Below are 22,254 nucleotides of genomic sequence, written 5' to 3' on the forward strand. Positions count from 1 at the left end.
AACGACACGCTGAACGACGCAGGCCGGAGCATTTGACCACATCGGGCTTTCCATCTTTATCTTCACATACCGTTGAACGCATCATTGATGCATGACACGGTTCAGCAGCAACAGACATCGCACCGGAAACGGCGGCAAACGAATAGCCACACACAACTGGCGGCTCACACTGGTCCAACGCCGGCAGATGGGCGTTGTAAGGCATATCGCAATAGCCCTGCTCCTTGGACTGTCCGTATTTTCAGGCCTGAATGCCATCATTGATGCCGGGCGAACACAGACTGTGGTGATTGCCCAATGCCCGCTGAAACGAGGGCGCATCATACAGCCGCGAGATGTTGGCACCCGTACGGTCCCCTTTGACTCCGCTTTCACCGCCGTCGCATCCTCGCCACAGCAGGTTGTGGGCCTCATTGTGAATTCACAGATCGATCAAGGAACCATCATCCTGAACACCATGGTGACGAAGACACCTCGCCTCCCTGCAGGGCTGACCTTGGCACGTCTACGAGTGGCTCCCACATCCACAGCAATCGCAGTGGGAGACACCGTTTCTCTGGTGTCTCCGATCGGTTGTTCTCATTTAACGGCACCGACACAGCCGGATACGAATCAGGGAGTTGGTCAAGGTCAGCAGTCAAGCTTCAAATCACGGCCCGGAATCACAGTGAGCAAGACCCTGTTGCACCGACGTGAACCGGCAAACACAGTAAGCCTTGACGATGACGCAACCACGCCCGGTTCCAGCGGCACAGATGCCATTAGTCCAGACAACGCCAACAGCACAGGACCTAACGCCGATAGCGCAGATGGCGTATGCGTCCTGGCACCATCCGCATTGGTGATGAGCGAGGCCCACCAAAATAGGGACACTTCGGATGAAGGTACCATCATGGAATTCGCCTTGCACCCGCAAGAGGCAGCCACTGCAGCAGCCCTACAAGAACAGACTCCCGTGATGGTTGTGGCGTCAGAACCAGACGCAGCCAAGACCGCGCCACCGGGCAAAGCCGACAGGCAGCATTCCACACCGACAAGTCACGATCACTGACCGCGTTCGTTGAACATGCCCCAATGCGGAGGAAGCTCACCGAGTATGCGCTTGTCGTCGTCAGCATCCCGTTGGTGCGGCGTTACCTGATCAGCTGGCTCATTCTTGACGCCATCGACGTCGAACCGCTCATTGCCGCCTTTCACCACACGCCGATGAACCCGTGCAGAGCGTTTGCTGGCATTATATCGGCTCATCGTGTCTCTTTGTATATCTCGCCCATTTGGGCCACCACGCGGTCCACTTCCTTATCGGGATTGACAAACGCCGACACACCCCAGACCGTCATCACCGACCAGCCGAGTCGTTGCAAATCCTCCTTGAGCGTGCGATGACGTCGACGGGTGGATTGGACGGACATGAACCGATCGTCGTCAGTAAGCACAGCCAATGAGTATGGCTTGTTCTTAAGACCGACGACCAGAGGCAACGTGCTGCCTCCCTCAAAACCATAGCCAGTGGCCACGGTAAGGCCACGGTCACGAATACGCCGAGCCAGATCTTCAAACAACACATCATTTGATTGTTTAGCGGCATCAGGGCGCACGAGCTTGCCATCCAGTCCCTCGGCCCAGACAAGCATGCTCTTGAGCAGTTTGGTTCCATCCTGATGCAACCGGTCATCTTCCAAATCTTCCGATCCGAATGCCGAAACGATGTCCAGATCACGCTGAGCCAAGGCCAGAGCATCGAGCAGCTTACCGGCACCACCAAGACCCTCAATCGGACCGAATTGCTGCAACAGCCTACCATGCGCCGTCTTGGCGAAACAGAGGGAAAGAATGACATCCGTGGCCAGCATGCCGTTGACTTCTTCCACACCAACCAACTGTACATGGCGCAGGAAGCGCGACATGGATTTGTCTTTTGCCGCGACAGCCTTCAGCTCAGCCCCAAGCCGCGAACGAAACGCAGCAGTGAGCGTAACCACAGCCAAGGTGTAATCCACTGGAATGACGGTAAAGCCGGAAGCGCGTTGCCGGATGAGACGAACCACCTCGTTGATTTCCTGCTGGCTGCTTTCCACCAAGCCTGTGGAAAGCACAGGCACACCTGTGGCCTCAAGCCGGTGCAACCGAACTCTGCCTTGACTGCTTTCCGTAGCCACATCGCGTCCAAGATCGCCATAGCCATGCTCACAAAGGAAGGCAACCAGCCTTGGATCACACCCGACGCTGCCTGAACGATCCTCCACGCACGGCAACAATCCAATCAAAGTCTGAAGAGAGGAGGATGTGACTGTCTCACGATGTGCAATAACCACAACCTGCTTCGCCCTGCTGACGATGCTGGGCAACTCAAGCGATGGCATATGGGCGCAGCCGTCAATGATCGCCACATCGCACAGCACTCCCAAGCCGGTCAACGTAGCCAACGTGGAAGGTGTGGCAACAATAACAGGCTTGGCCGCTGCAAGTATCTCAGGATACTCTTGACGAATTCGTTGCAGGGGAACAAGGGAGTTACTGACCAATAGCGTATGCAGCTGATTGGCCTCCTGAGTGCGGGAGAAGAGCAAATCGCTCAGCCGCCGCATCGATTCCTGCTCTATCACCGGACCGATGGACTCTACATGCTCCGCGTCCACTTGGGCAAAACGATTCGCAGCGGTTTCAAGTGCAGACCCATCCTGATTGGAGATGATGGCCGAAGAACGCACGATGTCCTCAAACACAGTGGTCCACCATGACAACTGGAATTCGCCTTCTACAGCATCTTCGCCGACCTGACGTTCGCGTAGGTCGGCCATGAACTCGCCCAACCCCACACCCTCCAAATCGCGCTCGATCAAAGCACGCAAAGGCAGTGTGTCCAACGCCTGGCGGTCGGAGTATAGAGCCTTGAGCCGTTCCTCCAACTGTGCCATAGGGATGGTGGCAAGGTTGCCGCCCTGCACTGTGGTGGCCAGCACGGCACCAAGCGCCGTGAGACTTTGGCTCAGGGCATCCTGCGTTTCAAGGATGTCGTCGAGTTTGGGCGGAAGCACGGGCCAGCCCCCATGCGGCACCAGTTTCCTCCACTCCTGTGCTTCTTTTGCCACCACTTTGAGCGCAGCGTTAAGGTCGTCGACTTGGGCACCGGCCCGCAGGAGTTTCTTCGCCTCCTTCAGATGACGACGGCGTTCCCAGAAGCCCATGGCGCTGCCCGAAGCCTTACGTTCCTCCTTCGGCTTGCTCGCCTCGATCATCGCATCGATATCACGTTCGAAGATCTGCGGTTGGAACACATCCAGCACACGACGCACAGCGCTCAACACAGATACCTGTTCGCCCCACTCCTCAGCAGTCTGAGGAATCGGGAACCCACATGCCTCCACGGTTGTTGCCACTTGCGCACGGGTGGCCGGAAGGAGATTCTGCAACACCCGCTCCACCGTGCGATATGCCTCATCGGCCTCGGCTTTGGAGAATATGGACGCCTTATACCATGGCGTATCTGCTGGGCCAATCGTGTATTCGCCGTATTCACCGGCCTTACGCAGTTTTGCCACCCAACCCGGCATATCAGCACGAACACGCTGAGCCGTCTGCTGACTTAACCGCACCGTGGTGGCAGGGCGAGTTTCAAGTTCGGCGATACGGGCCAGATTCTCTATGGTCTGGTATGCCGAAACGCCCCAATCCTTGCTGACTCCATGCAAATCCCCTAGATAGCGAGTAAGGCGCGAACGCACTCCGACCAGCTCATCGGAAAGCTGATCAAAATGGGACACAGCCGTACCCGGCTGGAAACCGACGGCTGCAATAAGCTGCTTGTCGATGGACGCAGCCATATGCTGATCGGACAAGTCAAGCACACTATGGCCAAGGCCGAGTGCATTCATCGTGCGGATGAAACCACGTTTCTGCCCCGTGGTTCCGGGAACATACAAAACAGAACGCTCGCCTGCCATACAACGTGATGCAATGGAGGCCGCATCCAGTGCCGTGTTGGCATTCATACCTACATTGAGGAACAGAGAGGTTCCGGTGCCAGCCAGATTCGCCGCATACCTCACCACGTTGTCGACATCGCCTGCAGCATACTCATTGTGGGGGTCGTCATCAAAGGGACTGTAGGCAGGCAATTTCTGCGTCGCCAACGTATTGATGGCTTTGTTATCCCCTGCCAAGGCATCAAGCAACACATTGCCGCTTGCCCCGTGCTCCAACCGATCAATGATATCCTGACTTTCGGAAAGCAACTGCGTGGCAGGATTCATAAAGCATCCGAGCACGATGTCGCGCTCGATGTCGAAATCGGGGAACACCGGTTTGGCCTCAGCTCGTATGGCTCCGAACACAGCCGACGTATCAGGGGTGCCGGACTCGTATTTGGACCCATCGAATAAATCAGCCTCGTCCAAATGCACATGGTGAACAAGCATCATCGACTTAAACACCGGGTTCAAATGAACTCTGCCGACGAACCTCACCGTGGCATCGGTCTCACGCCCGCCTTTCTCCCTATCCACCTCCACAGGGTAGAGCAGCACGGGAACGGCATTGCCTTTCCAAGTCGCCACTCCCACCACCAGCGAGAGCTCGGCAACGCCTTGAACGCGTTTTTTGGCGGCCCGATCCTCCAACACACGCTCCAAACGGCGTCCTGCAGCCCGAAGCATGCCGGAATCGCGGAACAACGAATCCAGTTTCGCCTTGCCACTGGCAAAAAGCTGTGCCACTCCCGAAGGATGTGCATGGGTCATGTCAAGCTGCGCCGTCAGCTGACCGACATCTTCGAGGGGCGAGGGACTCATGATGTTGCGGTATTGCTCGCGCCATGAGCGCAAGGCCTCAATCCCCACATTGTTGGTTTGAGAGTCATGAGTATTGTCTTGTGATGCCATTTCGATTCCCCTACTATTCCCGATTGCCATGTATTTGAGATTTCATCACCAGTTCAGCAACTGCTTTGACACAAGGTGCCTTCTTCACTTCGACTGCCCCTTCTCAATTGATTCGCGATAGCGTTCATACCCTGCATTGCGTGAAAGCCCGGCATCAATATCAGCGTTGCCCTGAGCTGAAAGCCAGGCGTAGAGATCATCATACAGATAAGGGTTCATGGCCAGGAAGGGCAGCAACGGTCGGTGCCGCGCCATCTCAAATTGCTGCGCGAAATCAGTGGTCTTGACCGCATCTTGTGAGCTGAGGCCATCTTCTTCCACAGGTTGCTCAGGCTTGGTGAATTCACCCTTGGAAACCTTATCAAAAATCGATCCGGGTTCGAATACGCTCGTTTGATCAAACTGCGGAACCTGCTGAACACCTATAGTGCCCACCCCTTCAAACCGGCCATCATTGCCAGCCTCGGTTTGGTCTGGCTTTTCGCCGCTTACAGGTTGTTGGTCCCCACTGCGGGCCACAGACGTCCGGCCGTCGGACACTAGAGGTTGCTCCTGGGGCTGGACCCGGAACTGCGGTTGGTTGTTGGCCTTTGCGGAAGAGGCCATCGGCTTGCGACGCTCAGGGAGCGCAGCCGAGCCAAGGCTGTTCGCAGACCCACCCGCATGCGGCATTTCCTGAACATCGCCATCGCGAGCCGTCGGATTGCCAACCTCGTTTTCGTATTCGTTTCCCAATGTCCCGGCAGCGGCATTGCCATGACTTTCATCGGCGGATTGGACTTCGGCGTTCATAGCATCCTGGAACAGGTCACGCTCCTGAACCTCATTGGGACGCTCCGCTGCAAAATTGACCGAAATATGGTCGACCAAGCGGTTCAGTCCATCATGCACAGGAGCGGAGTCTGGCTGTTCGGTGGGTGCGCCGGCCGTTACTGCAGCATCTTCCGCATTCGCCGCGCCTTCAGCAGCACCTGCACCTTGCACATGCTGGGCATCAGCGTTATCTGGCGTATTAGGAATCTCTGAATTTTCCGGTTGCACGCCAGAAGCCGAGGCATCACCACGATTTTGGTGAACCTTCCTGGCCACATCGCTGGCATCAAAAACACGTGTTGGCTCGCCGGCACGCAGGTTGAGAATATCGTCCACTGACATATCTCCCGCTTGGGGCTCCTGCGGCACATCCGAAGCGGCGAAATCAAACAAATCAGACACAACTGGGTTAGTGTCATCATGTATTGGGGAAGCTACGGATATGAACTCAACCGGCACATCACCCATCTGTATCCATGTTCCATCTTCAGGAAGCGTGTAGGGCGAACTCGCCGTGAGCCCAACCAAGTCCTGATGGCCATCGAACCGGTAGGTGCCATTGGTGGAACCCAAATCGGTCAATGTGGCCACTCCCGATTTCGAAACCGCAAACACCGCATGACGCTTCGAGATCGATCGGGTGTCGTCGTCAATCTCCACCCTCTTCAATCCGTCGTCGCGCATAGGACGTATAGGGCGCCTACCTATCTCAACGCTTTCGCCAGGGGCAATCTTCGCCAATTCGACGCCACCGACCTTAACAAGCCATTGTGGCACGTTTTGTTGATCCGTCACTTCAATGCCCACCTTCCCGATGCTACCCGGCTTGTAGCTCAAAGCAATCGCAAAACCGCCTTCAGCCGCTCGCCATCATTCGCGTCAACGAGTCAGCCCCTACCTGCCATATAAGGGGCATAATCCAGCATATATTTCCCGTTATCTACCAACGATACCCTGATAAACCAACAAAACCCTGTAAACGGATAATCCGCAAACAGGGTTTTGTAATTTCCGTTCGTCACATAGGCTCGATGAGCCAGGCAACGGCAGGGAACGAACTACTTGAGTTCGACGGTGGCTCCAGCGGCCTCGAGATCGGCCTTGGCCTTCTCGGCGTCTTCCTTCTTGGCGCCTTCGAGCACAGCCTTAGGAGCTGCATCGACGAGGGCCTTGGCATCAGCCAAACCGAGGTTGGTGAGAGCCTTGACAACCTTGATGACGCCGATCTTCTTTTCACCGTAGGAGGTGAGGACCACGTCGAACTCGGTCTTCTCTTCCTCGGCGGCGGCACCGGCGGCAGGAGCGGCGGCAACGGCGGCAACCGGAGCAGCGGCTTCGACATCGAACTCGTCCTCGAACTTCTTGACGAAGTCGGAGAGCTCGACGAGGGTCATTTCCTTGAACGCATCCAGCAGTTCATCGCTTGAGAGCTTAGCCATGATGGCTTCCTTTCAATCATCGGCAGCGGAGTATTGTATTTGTAGGTTTTCGCTGCCAAACATTTTGTCTTAATTTATATTTCCAGAAACTTGTCAATCGGCTGTACGATCCGTCCGGCAAAATCACCGAACAGAATCAGGCAGCCTTCTCCTGCTTCTCGCGAAGCGCGTCGATGGTGCGCACGGCCTTGGTGGGCAGAGCGTTGAATGTGCGAGCGGCCTTGGACATCGTGCCCTTGAGCGCGCCGGCCATCTTGGCGAGCAACGTGTCGCGGGACTCGAGTTCCGCGAGTTTCTGGAAGCCCTCGGCGTCATACATGGTTCCATCTGCAAAACCACCCTTGATGACGAGAGCCTTGTTTTCCTTGGCGAAGTCGCGCAGCACCTTCGCAGCCTCCACGTAATCACCCTTGACAAAGGTGATTGCGGACGGACCGGTAAGAGCTTCATCAAAGCCCTCGTATCCAGCCTCTTTGGCGGCGATGCGTGCCAACGTGTTCTTTGCCACGGCGTAGGAAGTATCGCGGCCTAGCTTTTCTCGCAAGTCAGAGACCTGCGGAACGGTAAGCCCGCGGTACTCGGTAAGGTAGACTGCGTCAGCGTCGCGGAACTTGTCCGTCAGCTGCTCAATCACCGCTTCCTTTTCGGGCCTTTTCATGGCGTTCCTTCCTAAGTCGACCGTTGACCTGTGAAATGCCGTTCCGGCGTTCACAGCGAAGGAATCCGCTTCACCATTAAGGCAATAAAAAAGCCCTGCGCACAGGCAGAGCAAACATACGATTTCTCAATCGGCTCCTCACGGAGCAGCTTACGCAACCTATGCTGGCTTGGCGAACCAAACTTCGGGGAACTTGCGCTCCCAACCAACAGTCTGTGGTTAACAAGTTAAAAGTATACGGCAACACATTGACCTGGCAAACCTTGCGTGTTACGGCATCACTCAGCCACCGTTTCGTCTCGGTCACTTTGCCATCAGGCCGCCAAATCATAGCCCAATTCCGCACTGGTCACCATCATCGAGCCAAAATCCGCTGACTGCCGCACACTACAATCCTAAATCAATCAAATTGACCTATCACCTCGCCCAGAGGGGACTTTTCTACGAAAAATTCCAAAGACAAAACACCAAAACGGCGGAATTCCAACATTTTGATTTTTGGTCTCAGCGATTTTCTCTCAAAAGCCCCCTCTGAGTATAAACACAGTCGATTGGGGCCGAAAATCGCTCGGATTTTCGACCCCTCTGATGATTGGGCTGCTCTCTCAGAGCGAATCTGCTGCCTACAGCACGGCCTGTAGCGCGAAGTCGGCGATGAAGAGGATGGTGACCACCCACATCACCGGGTGAATTTGCTTGGTCTCACGCTTACAGATCTTCACCAGGCAGTACATGATGAAGCCTGCAGCGATGCCGTAGGAGATGGAGTACGAAAGCGCCATGAACACAGAGGCGAATAGGGCAGGGATGGCCTCGGAGATATCTTCCCAGTTGACCTGCTTCAGGCTGGAAGCCATCATGCAGCCGACCACCACAAGCACACCGGCTGTTGCGGCTGAAGGAATGGCGGAAACCAGCGGAGAAAGCACAATGGTGATAAGGAAGCAGGCCGAGACCACCACGCTTGTCAGGCCTGTGCGGCCACCTGCCGCAATGCCTGCGGAAGACTCCACATAGGTGCTGATGTTCGAGGTACCGAAGATTGAGCCGACCGACGTGGCAATCGAATCGGCGAAGAGGGTCTTGTCCATCTTGGAGCTGAAGCCCTTGCCGTTGGCCATATCTTGGATGTCTTTATCGGAGAAGATGCCGGTGTGGCGGCCGGTGCCAACGAGTGTACCGATGGTGTCGAACGTGTCGGACATGGAGAAGGCGAAGATGGTCACAATGACCAACGGCAGTCGCGAAACGTTCGAGAACAACGACGGGAAGCCTTGCGGGCTGAAGATGGCGCCGAAAGTCTGTGGCAACTGGGCGAAGGTCTGGCCGATGGACATGGAGTTGCTCATCGTCGTGACGCCGAAGGGAATGCCGATGACGGCAGAGAGAATAATCGAGATGAGCAGCGCACCCTTGACATTGAGCACTGTAAGCACAATGGCAAGCACAAGACCGATGAGGAACACCCACAGCTCAGGAGTGTTGATGGTGGCGAGCCCTGGTGTGGCGGCCACGGGCAAACCCTTGCCGGCAGCTTTTTGATCTTTGGGAGTGAACTTGATGAAGCCGACATTGAGCAACCCTACATAGATGATGAAGAGGCCGATGCCACCGCCGATGGCCTGCTGCAACGATTCCGGGATGCAGGCGATGACGAGCTTGCGGATAGAGGTGACCGTGATGAGGATATTGATCAAACCGCAGAGAAACACCATGCACAGCGTCTCCTGCCACTTGAAGCCAAGACCCTGGCACACCGTATATGTGAAGAATGAGTTGAGGCCCATGCTGGCGGATTGTGCATACGGCACGTTGGCGAACAGGCCCATGATGAGGGTGCCGACGATAGAGGCGATGATGGTGGCAAGGAACACACCGCCCCAAGGCATACCAGTTTGGCTCAGAATCGATGGATTGACCACAATGATGTAGCTCATTGCGAAGAACGTGGTAATACCAGCTGTTATTTCAGTGGATACGTTGGTGTTGTTCTCTTGAAGATGGAAAAACTTGTCCATCGTCTCTCTTTCCTTGGTTTAAGGCCGACCGAACAGGCACAGAGAAGAATGAAGAACAATATGGAAACACCTCAAGTCAACAGGCACGCTCGCTTATTGACTCTTGACGAATCCGTATGCGTTACTTTGTTACTTGGTGTTCCTGAACAGTCGAGCAGAGGTCGCTGCGACTCATCCACGTGTTTACGCGGACAGCTAAACTATAGCATCAGGCATGGCCAAACCTTAAAAACCATCGGCGCATGTGCGTTGGCGACAGCAAAAATCAGTGACCATTCATTCAGAGAGGACTTTTCTTGCAAGATGGAGGGAACCTGAGATAGAAAATAACGGAATTCCAACAAATTCTATTGTTGAATCCAGCAACTCCTCTCAAAAAGTCCCCTCTGGACAAAAGTCATCAAAATATCATCGGAAGAAGCCGGTTATGCACGAAAAATTGAACTTCCTTCATTCAGTGAGCACTTTCCCACGAGAACGAGCAGTATCAACCATAAAAATGGCGGAATTCCAACGAATGAAAATCCAAAAACATCAGTTTCTCCGGAAAAGTACACACTGAATGAAACATCACCCCACTATCAGTGAAAACCAGCCAGCAATCTCAGCAAACCAGCACAATCTTCACAAATCATGCAGGCGAACTTCATAATTCACATTTGAAGGGGACCTTTCCACGCCCACGCTAGGCAAGAACAATCAAACGGCCATTTTCCAAGGATTCTCCATATAAAGGTAGTCAGAAATTCCAGAGAATCCACCTGACTGAGATGACGCAGAATTTTCTGCTGAAACGCACGCGTCAAACCTGATTATTGTCCATCGACTTGGTTTCTTTTTTAACTTCAAGCCTTGGCTTCGACCAACGGCAGAACCTCGGACAGCGCTTTGCGAAAGACCTGCATCTCCTCGTCGGTGCCCATGCACACGCGCAGCCACTCCTTCGGGCCAACTGCACGGATAAGGACACCGCGCTTCAAGAGTTCGTCGAAAATGGCCTGACGATCGTCGAAGTGACCTCCAAACATGAGGAAATTGGACTGGGATGGAGCCACCTCGATGGGCTGGCCGGCGTAGGTCTGCTCGCTGAGCCAGACGGCGGTTTCGTTGCGGGTTTCACGCAGATGAGCGACCTGGCTCAGCTGCTCGTCGGCATGCCCGAGAGCTGCGAGCGCCGTGGCTTGGGTAACGGCGGAGAGATGGTAGGGCATGCGCACAATGCGCAGGCAATCGACAATGTCTTGTGCCGCAGCCAAGTAGCCGAGCCTAGTACCAGCAAAGGCGAAGGCCTTGCTCATGGTGCGACTGACGGCGAGCGCCGGGTAATCCTTGAGCAGTTCCAGCGCAGAAGGCACACCAGGGTCACGGAACTCAATGTAGGCCTCATCCACCACCACAATCGGATGCACACCGGCTGGCGCACCATCAACTGGGGCAGCCTTACAAGCTTCGAGCACGGCCTTGAGCTGGTCGGTGGGCAGGATGGTGCCGGTAGGGTTATTCGGGCTGGTGAGCAACACAATCGAAGGATGAAGCTCACTGATGGCCTTGAGCAGCGCATCAAGATCAAGTGAAAAATCGGCACCGCGAGGCACCACCTCCCACTTGGTGAAGGTGTCGCGGGCATACTCGGGGTACATGGAATAGGTGGGTGCGGCACCGAGCGCCACACGTCCGGGGCCGCCGAACGCCTGGAAAAGCTGAAGCATGATCTCATTGGAGCCATTGGCTGCCCAGACCTGCTCCGGGGCGAGGCGCACACCCGACTCGCGATCCAAATAATCCGCGAGCGCGCGACGTAGCGCCATGTGCTCGCGGTCGGGGTAACGATTGAGGGTCGGTGCCACGCGGCGCACAGCCTCAGCAATGGATTCCACTACCGCGGGCGATGGTGGGTACGGATTCTCGTTGACATTCAGGCACACCGACACATCGAGTTGCGGCGCGCCATATGGCTCCTCGCCCACTAAATCAGAACGCAGCGGCAGAGCCTTGCTGATGGTTCCCATGCCAACCTCCCATACTCAACGGTTATATCGAATTCCCATATTCTAATCTGCACGCCGGGCTAAAACCGACATCCCGACCCAACCGATGGCTGCAGCATCGCTGTGACCGACATCCATTCAAAACACTGTGATGCTACCAAGTGTGATGCTATCAGACGATGTGGCGGCCCAAGGAAACAAGTGCGGCATCATCAGGGTGCCGCTGACGCAATACGTAGCACCCCAACGACGAATGACGGAATCACTCATGGAAAATCACTCCCGGCTGAGCCAAACACCGTCTCAGCGCAGACCGGCAGCAGCCTCCTGGTCCTTAAGCGTTTCCTTGTTATACGGATCTTCCACGAAACGGCTCAGCACACATTCGCCATGACCAGGCAAATCTTCGGCTACGGCGAAGGCATTGATACGAGCGGCAAGGGGTTTGAGACCCTTCTCATTGTACTCGATGACCTCAACAGGCTTCATGAAGGAATGCACACCAAGGCCGGAGCTGAAGCGAGCCGTGCCACCGGTGGGCAGCACGTGGTTGGAGCCCGACATGTAGTCGCCCAACGGCACTGGAGAGTATGGTCCGCGGAAGATGGCGCCGGCGTTCTTGATACGAGACACCACAGCGTCCGGGTCGGCGGTCTGGATCTCCAAGTGTTCGGCGGCGTAGGCGTTGGCGGCCTCAACACACTGATCGAGTCCGTCGGTCAGGATGATGCCGGACTGACGACCGGTGATCGATGTGGCGACGCGCTCGGCATGCTTGGTGCGCGGAACGCGATAATCCAAGCTCTCCTGAACCTTCTTCGCCAGCTCCTCGCTGTCGGTGATGAGCACCGAGCCTGCAAGCTCGTCGTGCTCGGCCTGGCCGATGAGATCGGCTGCAACCCAGCTCGGGTTGGCCGTCTTATCGGCAAGAATGGCGATTTCCGTGGGACCAGCGACCGCGTCGATGCCAACGATTCCGGAAACCAAAGACTTGGCGGTTGCCACGAAAATGTTGCCCGGACCGGTGATCTTGTCGACCGGGTCGCACAGAATCTCACCGTCCTGCGGCTCGCTGCCCTTGGCCCCATAGGCGAACATGGCCACCGCCTGGGCACCGCCAACTGCGTAGACCTCGTCCACGCCGAGCATGGCGCACGTGGCGAGGATGGTCTTATTGGGCAAGCCATCGTTGTCTTTTGAAGGCGGCGTTGCGATGGCAAGGGACTTGACTCCAGCCACCTGAGCCGGCACTGCATTCATGATGACGGAAGTGGGATACACGGCTTTGCCACCGGGCACATAGAGCCCAACACGCTCCACGGGAATCCAGCGCTCGGCCACGCGCGCTCCATCGGCAAGGTCGGTATAGAAGTCCTTGGGCACCTGGGAGGTGCAAACCTTGCGCATACGGGCGATGGACTCCTCGATGGCGCTCTTGACCTCAGGGTCTAGTGTCTTCAACGCATCCTGCATGGCTTGATCAGGCACCCGCAGATGCTTGGGGCGAATATGGTCGAATCTCTCTTCAAAATCACGTAGAGCCGCAGCACCCCGCGCTTTTACGTCGGCCAGAATCGGACGGACCTGCTCGCTGGCTTCGCCAGTGCCCATTTCCGCCCTCGGCATCGCGTCCAGCATCTGGGCGCGAGAGAGGGTTTTGCCCCTAAGATCGATGATTCTCATTGTGTTGTTAGCCATATGTAAAGCATAGCAACACGCCGCAGGATTCGGCGTTTCCGTCCCACCACATGGTCACACTTGTGAACATATCATCAAAGATTATTTTCCCGTGCGAATGAGAATCATACAAACGTCGACCGAACGTCCAAAGGCATTACATCCACCGCACTACATGCACTGCACCATCCACATAGCAGATACTCAACGTACCCTGATACATATTTTCCAAATGGAAAATCCCACCCTTGTACAGATCATCTTCAATATATAAAATCAGTACTGATATGGAATTGGTCGGCCTCCACGAACAAAATCAACAACGAGAAGCACAATGAGCAAAAACAGCAAAGCCAAAACCAATGGAAAACCCAAGGTCTTACAGTGGCTGGCCATCGCCGTAATTGTAGTATGTGTCATTCTCGCGGGCATTGCGTTGGTTCCCGCCGCATATACCAAACTCACCGGCTATACATTGAACCAGTCAGATGTCGATTTCAGCTCAACTCGAATCGAGTTGCCTCAATCAGTCCCTCCCTCGACTCAGCACATTCTCAAATTTGGAAGTGGCGCACATCAAGAGCGAGTTGACCGACATGAAAGGATGCTCCATACAGTCCATTTCCTTCATGCCATCATCAAGCAGCCCTATATGGGCAAACAAAACGGCCCCAAACAACGTTAGTCTGAACAATCAAAAGGCAGAATTTCAAATATCCTATTCCTGCGCCACGTTCAACGAACAGACCTCATCAATGTCGCCAAAGGGCACGTTTGAATACCAGATACGGTATACGTCGAACTCCTCAGATGGCAAGAATGGATGGGTAACAGTAGATCGAAGAAACGGGTGAACCGTTCAAAGGCCTGGGGCAGGCATAGCCTGCCAGACGAATATGCATCAAAAAAGAGCCCCATCCGTGCAGATAGCGGTTATCCGCAGGTAGGTTTTGCGCTGGCGTAAGACTTGGCCGAGCGACCCGGAGCGTCCAGCGCAACATCTACCTGTGGGTAACCACGGCCTCGCCTTGAAGGGAAATCAGGCTGCAGGAATGCAGCCAGGGCCGAAGACCGTCTTCAACTCACCGAAAAGCGACGTGTCGCGCTTGACGCGGAATCGATCGCCGAACGTGAGCACCTTGGCGTTGCCAGCGGAATCGAGCACGGCCAAGTGCACCTCGCAGGGACCGGGGTGCGCCGCTACGATTCGCCCCAGCTGCTGGGCGCGGTTGGGGTCGAGCGCCGAGCTGGGGAGCGCCAGCACCACAGGCCGCTCGTCCTGATCCTCGATGGTGGGCACCGTGCACTCCTGGGCCCGCAGGCTCACCGTCTCGTCGCGCAACTCCACCTGACCGCGCAGCTGCACCACCTCGTCCACGGCGAGGATCTCGGCGCAATTCGTATAGGCTTTGCCGAAGAACATGCACTGGATGGAACTCTCCATGTCCTCCACGGTGACGATGGCCCAAGGGTTGCCCTTCTTCGAAACGCGTCGGTCCACGCTGGTGACCAGGCCTGCGATGGTGACCTGACGCCCCTCGCCCATGTCCTTGGCGCTGTTGAGCAACTGGGCGATGGACATGTCCCTCAGTCCGGAAAGCACGGCGCTCATGCCGGAAAGCGGGTGATCGGAGACGTAGAGGCCAAGCATCTCGCGCTCGAAGTTGAGCTTGGTCTTCTTGTCCCATTCCTCGATGTCGGGCACCTGTACCTGGGCGTCGCCCATCGGGTCGCTGCCACCGTCACTGCCAGCCCCACCGTCGTCGAGACCGGCAAAGAGGTCGAACTGGCCCTCGGCCTCCTTGCGCTTCAGGCTCACCACAGAGTCGATGGCGGACTCATGGATCTGGAAGAGCGCGCGACGGTTCGGGTCGATGGAGTCGAAGGCACCGGCCTTGATCAGCGACTCCACAAGCCGCTTGTTGAGCGCGGAAAGCGGCACGCGCTTGATGAAGTCCATGAAATTGACGAACTTGCCGCGGCCGCCCTCACGCTCAGCGATGATGTCCTGCACAGCCTTGTCGCCCACGTTGCGGATGGCGCCGAGGCCGAAGCGCACCACATCGCCCACAGGAGCGTACTCCAAGCGGGATTCGTTGACATCTGGCGGCAGCACCTGGATGCCCATGCGCCTCGCCTCGCCGAGGTAGAGCGCGGTCTTGTCCTTGTTGCTGCGCTCGTTCTGCAGCAGGGCAGCCATGAACTCCACCGGGTAGTGGGTCTTGAGGTACGCGGTCCAGTAAGAGATCAAGCCATAGGCCGCGGAATGCGCTTTGTTGAACGCGTAGCCGGAGAACGGTACGAGGATGTCCCACACGGCTTGGGCCGCCTCGCGGGAGTAGCCATGCTCCTTCATGCCTTGGAAGAACGGAACCTGCTCGTGCGCCAGCACCTCGGGCTTCTTCTTGCCCATGGCGCGGCGAAGCACGTCGGCCTCGCCCAACGAATAACCCGCGAGGATTCGCGCGGCGGACTGTACCTGCTCCTGGTAGACGATGAGGCCGTATGTCTCGTCGAGCACCGGGGCGAGCGCCTCGGCCACCTCCGGGTGGATCGGGGTGATCTTCTGCAGGCCGTTCTTGCGCTTGGCGTAGTTGTTGTGCGAGTCCATATCCATCGGGCCCGGGCGATAGAGGGCGATGAGTGCGGAGATATCGTTGAAGTTATCGGGCTTCAGGCTCTTGAGCAGGGCGCGCATGCCGTCGCCATCGAGCTGGAAGACGCCAAGGGTGTCGCCGCGCGAGAGCAGTTGGTAGGTCTCCTTGTCGTCCAGCGGAATCTTCGTGTAGTCGATCGGCTCCTTGCCGTTGAGCTCGATGTTCTTCAGGGTGTCGTGGATCACGGTCAAATTGGACAGGCCCAGGAAGTCGTTCTTCACCAAGCCGAGCGTTTCGCAGGTATGGTATTCGAACGTGGTGGTCACCGTGCCGTCGGTGCGCTCCAGCAGAGGCGAGCTGTCGGTGATGGGCGTGGACGACATGATGGTGGCGCAGGCGTGCACACCGGTCTGGCGGATCAGACCCTCGATGCCCTTGGCCTCGTCAGTGATCTTGCGGGCGTCAGGGTCGGATTCGTACAGGTCGCGGAACTCCTTGGCTTCGGCATACCGCTTGCTTGTGGGATCGAAGATGTCCTTCAAGCTCACGTCCTTGCCGTTCTTGCTGGGCGGCAGGGCCTTGGTGATCTTCTCGCCCACCGAGAACTCGTAGCCCATGATGCGGGCGGAGTCCTTGAGCGCCTGCTTGGTCTTGATGGTGCCATAGATGACGCACTGCGCAACCTTGTCGTGGCCGTATTTGTTGCCCACGTAGTCGAGCACGCGGCCGCGGCCCTCGGGGTCGAAGTCGATATCGATATCGGGCAGGGAGACACGCTCGGGGTTGAGGAAGCGTTCGAAAATCAGACCGTGCTTCAGCGGATCGAGCTCGGTGATGCCCATGGCGTAGGCCACCATGCTGCCTGCGGCGCTGCCACGGCCCGGACCCACCATCACATCATGGCTTTTGGCCCAGTTGATGTAATCGGCCACCACCAGGAAGTAGCCGCAGAACTGCATCTGGCAGATCACGCCGCACTCGTAATCGGCCTGAGCGTGCACCTTGTCGGGCACGTTGCCGTCGTAGCGCTTCTCCAGGCCCTTCTGCACGTCGTAGAGGAAGAGGGACGTCTCATCCCAGCCCTCGGGGCAGTCGAACTTGGGCATGAAGGCGCCGTCCTCGTGGTCGTCGAACATCACGTTGCAGCGGTCGGCTATCTCCAGCGTGTTGTCGCAGGCATCGGGATGGTCCTTGAAGAGGGCACGCATCTCCTCGGCGGACTTGATGTAGTAGCCCGAGCCATCGAACTTGAAGCGGTCGGGGTCATCAAGCCGAGAGCCGGAGTTGATGCAGAGCATGTCGTCCTGGGCCTCGCGGTCGGCCTCGTGCACGTAATGCGAATCGTTGGTGGCCAGCAATGGGGCGTCGAGCGCCTTGGCGATCTTGAGTAGGTCTCCCAAGACGCGCTGCTCGATGGACAGACCGTGGTCCATGAGTTCGATGTAGAAGTTGTCCTTGCCGAAGATGTCCTGCAACTGGCCTGCTGCGCGCAGGGCCTCGTCGTACTGGCCGAGCCGCAGCCTGGTCTGGATGATGCCGGAGGGGCAACCCGAGGAGCAGATCACGCCCGTATGGTATTGCTGCAACACGTCGTAGTCCATACGAGGGTAGCGGGCGACGCGGCCCTCAAGGTTGGCCACGGAAGAGGCTTTAAACAGGTTGCGTAGACCCTCATCGTTCTCGGCCCACATGGTCATGTGGGTAATCAGACCGCCTCCGGAGACGTCGTCGCTGCGCTGGGCCTCAGTGCCCCAGTGCACGCGAGACTTGTCGCCGCGTGCCGTTTCAGGAGTGACGTATGCCTCGATACCGATAATCGGCTTGATACCCTCCTTGACGGCGGTGCTCCACATCTCGTAGGCACCGTGCATGTTGCCGTGGTCGGTGATGCCGATGGCCGGCATGTTGAGTTCCTTGGCACGCTTGATGAGGTCGGGAATCTTCGAGGCGCCGTCGAGCAGCGAGTAATGGGTGTGGTTGTGCAGCTGCACGAAATTTCCCGCAGAACCCCTTGCACCCGCACCATTCTGCGCTTCATCACTCATGTTGCTCCCTATTATTATCCCTTGGTGTCTTTCGCTCATGGCTGTAACGCGCAATAGCGACCGGTGCGCACTGCACCGTCAGTCACGATTTTGCCGTAATCGATTCCATTCTAATAGCTAGCTTGACCCGAATTACAACTCTCAGCGCACGACTCAGCCGTCCGTTGCCGAAATTGGGCGAGATGGCGGAATCTAGCACATCAGTCTGCGCACTACCAAGTTTGAGGAACCAAGCCATACGAAACCACATGAAACCAGCTGAATTGGGAGCCAAACCGTTAGATTGGGTCAATGTTCCGTTTCAAATCATCAGAACCTAACGAAATCTGAATCCAAACTGTTAGTTGCAGTCAATGAGTCCATCGGAGTTGACTCAACCTAACGAAACCATCGATTATTCCGTTAGGTTGAGGCAGCCCATCGAATCTGAATAGCAGAAACTAACATATCGCACAAGTCAAGCGCACGACACGGTTACCCGCAATCGGCCGAACATTCGATAGCGTTTGACCACATTGCCTCAACGAACTTCACACGGACGAATCAGCAATGGTACTTTGCAAATATGAACAGACATAGGGAAAACACCGGCGCGGCACGATGCATCCATCGCTCCGAGGCCGAACGCTGCTGCATGTTCGCCAAAGATGCAGCAGAGACCGAGGCGTTGTACAGGATGCGGCTCAACGGCGAGGTTGTCAGGGTACACCGCAGCCTATATGAGAATGCGGAGATCCACAGGAAATTGAAGCCGCCCGAGCAACGCATCCGCATACTCAGAGCGCTTGCGCTGAAACATCCCGGCTGGGTTTTCGCAGGGTTGGACGCAGCCACCATACTCGGCCTTGACTACCGAGACCGGCTGGGCGACGATCCCCACGTCTATATCTCCTCATCCACTAGTCAAACCGCAAGAACCCGCACCGTACAGCACATTCGCACGAACTCGACCCAGTACATAACGGTCGATGGTATCAAGACGACCACGCTCGAACGCACCATGTTCGACCTCGGAGTGCGGCACAATTTTCGCGATGGCTTAGTGCCATTCGACTACGCATTGCGGCGTGGTCTAACCACTCGACACAAACTCACAACCGCCTTCCAAACCTTCAACCGCCCTCGCAACAAGGCTTTGCACCGGCTCCGTGCGCTGCTCCAATATGCCAGTCCATTGAGCGAAAGCGTGGGCGAATCGCTGTGCCGCGGAACCATGCTCGAAGCGGGATTCCCGAACCCACGGCAACAAGTTATTCACCCGAATCCCAGCCGACCAGGGCATAAGTATCGCACAGATTTCGAATTTCAGGCAGAGGATGGAGGCACAGTCATCGTGGAGTTCGATGGCATTGGCAAATACCAAGGGCACAAGGCGGATAGAGACGAGACCGAAATCATCGTGAACGATGAGCAAACCCGTGAAAGGGACCTATACAAAGAACCCAAAGTCAAGCAGATTCTTCGATTCAGATTCGAGGAGATGATGAAGCGCACAACCGTCGTGCGCAAACTCGTTAGCGTAGGCGTTCCAAGATTGGCAGCGACCCCCAGATTTGCGGTCCAGTGAGGGTAAACGAAGCGCTTCGAATCTCCACGCAACAATTATATTTAGCATCTAACCGCCCCTACGCAGGTCGGATATTGCGGTCTCGGTGAGCCCACAACAATTAGGTATTTAGAATCTGGCCGACCTGAGTAACATCGAAAACAGCACATAAAGACATTGACTGTGCCCAGCCTCACGTTGACAAAAGCAAATAATGAAAACGGACAGCCAATATTGATATTGATTCAAGCTGTCGATCATCAAATCCCGAACCTATTCCACACGTATTGTGCTGGAATGAAGTAAAACTTGGATTGAATCGTTAGTTTGCGCCACTCAACAATCCGAACCTGGCCGAAACTAACTTAAATCAAATCCAGACTGTTACTTCCAGCCGCACAACAATCCAGAAACATCGCAAACTAACGAAATCAAGCATAAAACCGTTAGCTTCAGCCTATGGGCGACTAGAATCGACTGAAATTAACAAAATCCGAAACCGAACCGCGAATTCCAGTCAGTGAGAGAATTTCAACCAGCAGGCTAGCTGCACCATGAGTTAGCTTCAGTCAGCGAACGACTTCTATGTGACCGAAACTAACAGTATTGGGCACAAAACCGTTAGTTTCGATCAATGGTTTTTTCAATGTGACTCAAACTAATGGAATTTGATACAAAATCGTTAGTTTCGGTCTGTTTTCAATTGACAATCGACTGAAACTAACAAACACACTAGAGTAATCAACCCTGTACAAAGACAAACCCGCTAAACCGACAATCCACAATCCACCAGCCACCAGTACAGTAAACCTATTAAAACAAGAATTCGTTAAAAGAGTAAACCCACTAGAACGAAGACTTGGTGAAATGACAAATCAAAGAGAATGACAACTCACTAGAGCGATAAAGCCACTGAGTGAAAACCCACCAAACCAACAAACCAACCGAGCGGCAAACCCAACAAACCAACTGGAGGATGGTGCAGAAACGATGAGTCGTGGACGATTTGACTGCTGCAACCGCTCAGAGCAGTGGAATGGTCGCGATTTTCTGCTCTCACCGTTGTGGACGATTTGACTGCTGTAACTGCGTCAAGGCATTGCGCAAATCTTCGGGATAATGGGAATCCACTGTGGTCCAGACGCCCGTGCGGGGGTGGGCGAACTCAAGTTTCATGGAGTGCAGCCACTGGCGATTCAAGCCCAGCCGCTCAGAGAGCACCGGATTGCCGCCGTACATCGGGTCGCCCACCAGCGGATGGCCTATGGACGAAAAATGCACGCGAATCTGATGGGTTCGGCCGGTCTCAAGGTTCACCGAAACCAATGTGGCCTCACCAAACCTCTGCAGCACGTCATAATGAGTGACTGCTGGTTTGCCTGTAGGTGTGACCATAAAACGAAAATCGGAGACCTTCGCCCGTCCGATTGGAGCCTCGATGGTGGCGCGATCCGCGTCCAACCCGCCCTGCACCAACGCATGGTAGGTCTTGACCACTTCGTGGGCGGCGAACTGATGTCGCATCTGCACGTATGCCAAATCAGATTTGCACACGAGCATCAGTCCGCTGGTGCCCACGTCCAATCGGCTGACAATGCCTTGGTGCCCGCTCTCTCCATCATGAACAACGCTACCGTCCACCTCGCGGTACGACGAACCGGCACCGCCCAGCGATGTGATATGCACACCCCGTGCAAGCAGCGTGCCCAAGACCGTGGGCCCCTCCCAGCCTTTGGAAGGATGCGCCGCCACGCCGGCCGGCTTATCGACCACTACAACGTCGTCATCCTCATAGGCAATCGCCATATCACGGCTTACTGGTTCTACAGGCTGCTCCGACGAATCTTTGACATCAACGTGCAACAAATCGCCTTCCAGCAGCCGCCCGGATTTCGGCACAACACGTCCGTCAACTGAGATCCGCCCACGCTCGATGAGCGAGGCAGCCTTGGAACGCGAAACTCCAAGCAACCGCGCAGCCGCCACATCAAGCCGTTCTCCAACCAATGAATCGGGAACACGTTCCTCATGATTCATATCAATATTGTTCAACAATCGAGCCCCATTGCGATCATTGAGGCTGCCGAGCGTTACGTTTGGCACTGCTGCTTCGCGGTCCCCCGAACGGCACTTCACACACAATGATCACAACTATGAACACACCGGCCACCATGAGCACGATATCGGCTACGTTGCCCACCGACCAGCCGTAGTCAAGAAAATCGACCACCTTGCCATCGAGGAACCCCGTGGCATAGATCACGCGATCGATGAGATTGCCAAGGGCTCCGGCAAAGCCCATGCTCAGCGCCGCCGTCCATAGCATGGATTTTGTGAGCAATGCAAGCACCGCCAACACCACACACGCCACAATCGCCAAGCAGGAAATTACCCAAGTGAACCCGGACCCCATACCCAATGAGGCCCCCGGATTGCGCACCAACGTGAACGAGAGCAGCCCCGGGATGACATTCACACGAACGCCGGAACGCAAAAGGTCCAGAGCACATACCTTTGTAAGCCTATCCAAGGCAAGGAGAAGCAGCGAAATACACACAAAGACGGCTACGCGTGTGCGCAACCGCCTTATGTG

The 22,254-nt window shown here is 55.8% G+C and carries 15 protein-coding genes; 3 read left to right on the plus strand and 12 right to left on the minus strand.

Annotated elements, in window-relative coordinates; genetic code table 11:
* Window positions 1–91: 91 nt before the first annotated feature.
* Window positions 92–1,051 carry an SAF domain-containing protein gene (locus ACSYSS_RS06840; protein ID WP_491703277.1) on the plus strand — a complete coding sequence of 320 codons (960 nt, stop codon included), beginning with the start codon at window positions 92–94 and terminating at the stop codon, window positions 1,049–1,051.
* On the opposite strand, the gene ACSYSS_RS06845 is transcribed toward ACSYSS_RS06840, so the two are convergent.
* The 9 genes from ACSYSS_RS06845 to hisD form a co-directional block, all read right to left on the minus strand.
* A complete protein-coding gene (locus tag ACSYSS_RS06845) occupies window positions 1,045–1,248 on the minus strand; it encodes a hypothetical protein (RefSeq protein WP_491703278.1) in 204 nt (67 codons plus the stop codon). The two genes, ACSYSS_RS06840 and ACSYSS_RS06845, sit on opposite strands and share 7 nt — an antisense overlap.
* Entirely contained in the window at window positions 1,245–4,880 is a 3,636-nt protein-coding gene (locus ACSYSS_RS06850; RefSeq protein ID WP_491703279.1) for a helicase, read from the minus strand. Before ACSYSS_RS06850 ends, ACSYSS_RS06845 begins: the two co-directional genes overlap by 4 nt.
* Before the next feature lie 84 nt (window positions 4,881–4,964).
* Window positions 4,965–6,488 (minus strand): FHA domain-containing protein, encoded by a 1,524-nt coding sequence (locus tag ACSYSS_RS06855; RefSeq protein WP_491703280.1) that lies wholly within the window; start codon window positions 6,486–6,488, stop codon window positions 4,965–4,967.
* 263 nt (window positions 6,489–6,751) lie between these two features.
* A complete protein-coding gene (gene rplL, locus ACSYSS_RS06860; RefSeq protein ID WP_491703281.1) occupies window positions 6,752–7,132 on the minus strand; it encodes a 50S ribosomal protein L7/L12 in 381 nt (126 codons plus the stop codon).
* Between the two features lie 136 nt (window positions 7,133–7,268).
* Window positions 7,269–7,790: a 50S ribosomal protein L10 gene (gene rplJ, locus ACSYSS_RS06865; protein ID WP_491703282.1), complete on the minus strand. Its 522-nt coding sequence runs from the start codon at window positions 7,788–7,790 to the stop codon at window positions 7,269–7,271.
* Window positions 7,791–8,413: 623 nt separating this feature from the next.
* Entirely contained in the window at window positions 8,414–9,808 is a 1,395-nt protein-coding gene (locus ACSYSS_RS06870) for an NCS2 family permease (protein WP_491703283.1), read from the minus strand.
* Window positions 9,809–10,653: 845 nt separating this feature from the next.
* On the minus strand, window positions 10,654–11,817 hold the full coding sequence (locus ACSYSS_RS06875) for a histidinol-phosphate transaminase (RefSeq protein ID WP_491703284.1): 1,164 nt from the start codon (window positions 11,815–11,817) through the stop codon (window positions 10,654–10,656).
* 117 nt (window positions 11,818–11,934) lie between these two features.
* Window positions 11,935–12,066 (minus strand): hypothetical protein, encoded by a 132-nt coding sequence (locus tag ACSYSS_RS06880; RefSeq protein WP_491703285.1) that lies wholly within the window; start codon window positions 12,064–12,066, stop codon window positions 11,935–11,937.
* A gap of 33 nt (window positions 12,067–12,099) precedes the next feature.
* Window positions 12,100–13,494, minus strand: coding sequence for a histidinol dehydrogenase (gene hisD, locus ACSYSS_RS06885; protein ID WP_491703286.1), 1,395 nt, complete (start codon window positions 13,492–13,494; stop codon window positions 12,100–12,102).
* A 313-nt stretch (window positions 13,495–13,807) separates the two neighbouring features.
* On the opposite strand from hisD, the gene ACSYSS_RS06890 reads away from it, so the two are divergent.
* Entirely contained in the window at window positions 13,808–14,158 is a 351-nt protein-coding gene (locus ACSYSS_RS06890) for a hypothetical protein (protein WP_491703287.1), read from the plus strand.
* A 354-nt stretch (window positions 14,159–14,512) separates the two neighbouring features.
* Here the strand turns inward: ACSYSS_RS06890 and dnaE are convergent, their stop codons facing one another.
* Entirely contained in the window at window positions 14,513–18,115 is a 3,603-nt protein-coding gene (gene dnaE, locus ACSYSS_RS06895) for a DNA polymerase III subunit alpha (RefSeq protein ID WP_491703288.1), read from the minus strand.
* Between the two features lie 565 nt (window positions 18,116–18,680).
* Here dnaE and ACSYSS_RS06900 point away from each other — a divergent pair.
* Window positions 18,681–19,682 (plus strand): hypothetical protein, encoded by a 1,002-nt coding sequence (locus ACSYSS_RS06900; RefSeq protein WP_491703289.1) that lies wholly within the window; start codon window positions 18,681–18,683, stop codon window positions 19,680–19,682.
* 1,035 nt (window positions 19,683–20,717) lie between these two features.
* Here ACSYSS_RS06900 and ACSYSS_RS06905 read toward each other — a convergent pair.
* Together ACSYSS_RS06905 and ACSYSS_RS06910 are read right to left on the minus strand one after the other, a co-directional pair.
* Window positions 20,718–21,698: an RluA family pseudouridine synthase gene (locus ACSYSS_RS06905; protein WP_491703290.1), complete on the minus strand. Its 981-nt coding sequence runs from the start codon at window positions 21,696–21,698 to the stop codon at window positions 20,718–20,720.
* 34 nt (window positions 21,699–21,732) lie between these two features.
* Window positions 21,733–22,251, minus strand: coding sequence for a signal peptidase II (locus ACSYSS_RS06910; protein WP_491704269.1), 519 nt, complete (start codon window positions 22,249–22,251; stop codon window positions 21,733–21,735).
* Between the last annotated feature and the right edge of the window lie 3 nt (window positions 22,252–22,254).

Source organism: Bifidobacterium sp. ESL1118, from assembly GCF_058505595.1.

Excerpts from the sequence above, each read along its gene's own strand:
- dnaE (WP_491703288.1), bottom strand. The coding sequence starts at position 18,115 with ATGAGTGATGAAGCGCAGAATGGTGCGGGTGCAAGGGGTTCTGCGGGA.
- ACSYSS_RS06850 (WP_491703279.1), bottom strand. The coding sequence starts at position 4,880 with ATGGCATCACAAGACAATACTCATGACTCTCAAACCAACAATGTGGGG.
- hisD (WP_491703286.1), bottom strand. The coding sequence starts at position 13,494 with ATGGCTAACAACACAATGAGAATCATCGATCTTAGGGGCAAAACCCTC.
- ACSYSS_RS06900 (WP_491703289.1), top strand. The coding sequence starts at position 18,681 with ATGAACAGACATAGGGAAAACACCGGCGCGGCACGATGCATCCATCGC.
- rplJ (WP_491703282.1), bottom strand. The coding sequence starts at position 7,790 with ATGAAAAGGCCCGAAAAGGAAGCGGTGATTGAGCAGCTGACGGACAAG.
- ACSYSS_RS06905 (WP_491703290.1), bottom strand. The coding sequence starts at position 21,698 with ATGAATCATGAGGAACGTGTTCCCGATTCATTGGTTGGAGAACGGCTT.
- ACSYSS_RS06890 (WP_491703287.1), top strand. The coding sequence starts at position 13,808 with ATGAGCAAAAACAGCAAAGCCAAAACCAATGGAAAACCCAAGGTCTTA.
- ACSYSS_RS06870 (WP_491703283.1), bottom strand. The coding sequence starts at position 9,808 with ATGGACAAGTTTTTCCATCTTCAAGAGAACAACACCAACGTATCCACT.
- ACSYSS_RS06880 (WP_491703285.1), bottom strand. The coding sequence starts at position 12,066 with ATGAGTGATTCCGTCATTCGTCGTTGGGGTGCTACGTATTGCGTCAGC.
- rplL (WP_491703281.1), bottom strand. The coding sequence starts at position 7,132 with ATGGCTAAGCTCTCAAGCGATGAACTGCTGGATGCGTTCAAGGAAATG.
- ACSYSS_RS06840 (WP_491703277.1), top strand. The coding sequence starts at position 92 with ATGACACGGTTCAGCAGCAACAGACATCGCACCGGAAACGGCGGCAAA.
- ACSYSS_RS06845 (WP_491703278.1), bottom strand. The coding sequence starts at position 1,248 with ATGAGCCGATATAATGCCAGCAAACGCTCTGCACGGGTTCATCGGCGT.
- ACSYSS_RS06875 (WP_491703284.1), bottom strand. The coding sequence starts at position 11,817 with ATGGGAACCATCAGCAAGGCTCTGCCGCTGCGTTCTGATTTAGTGGGC.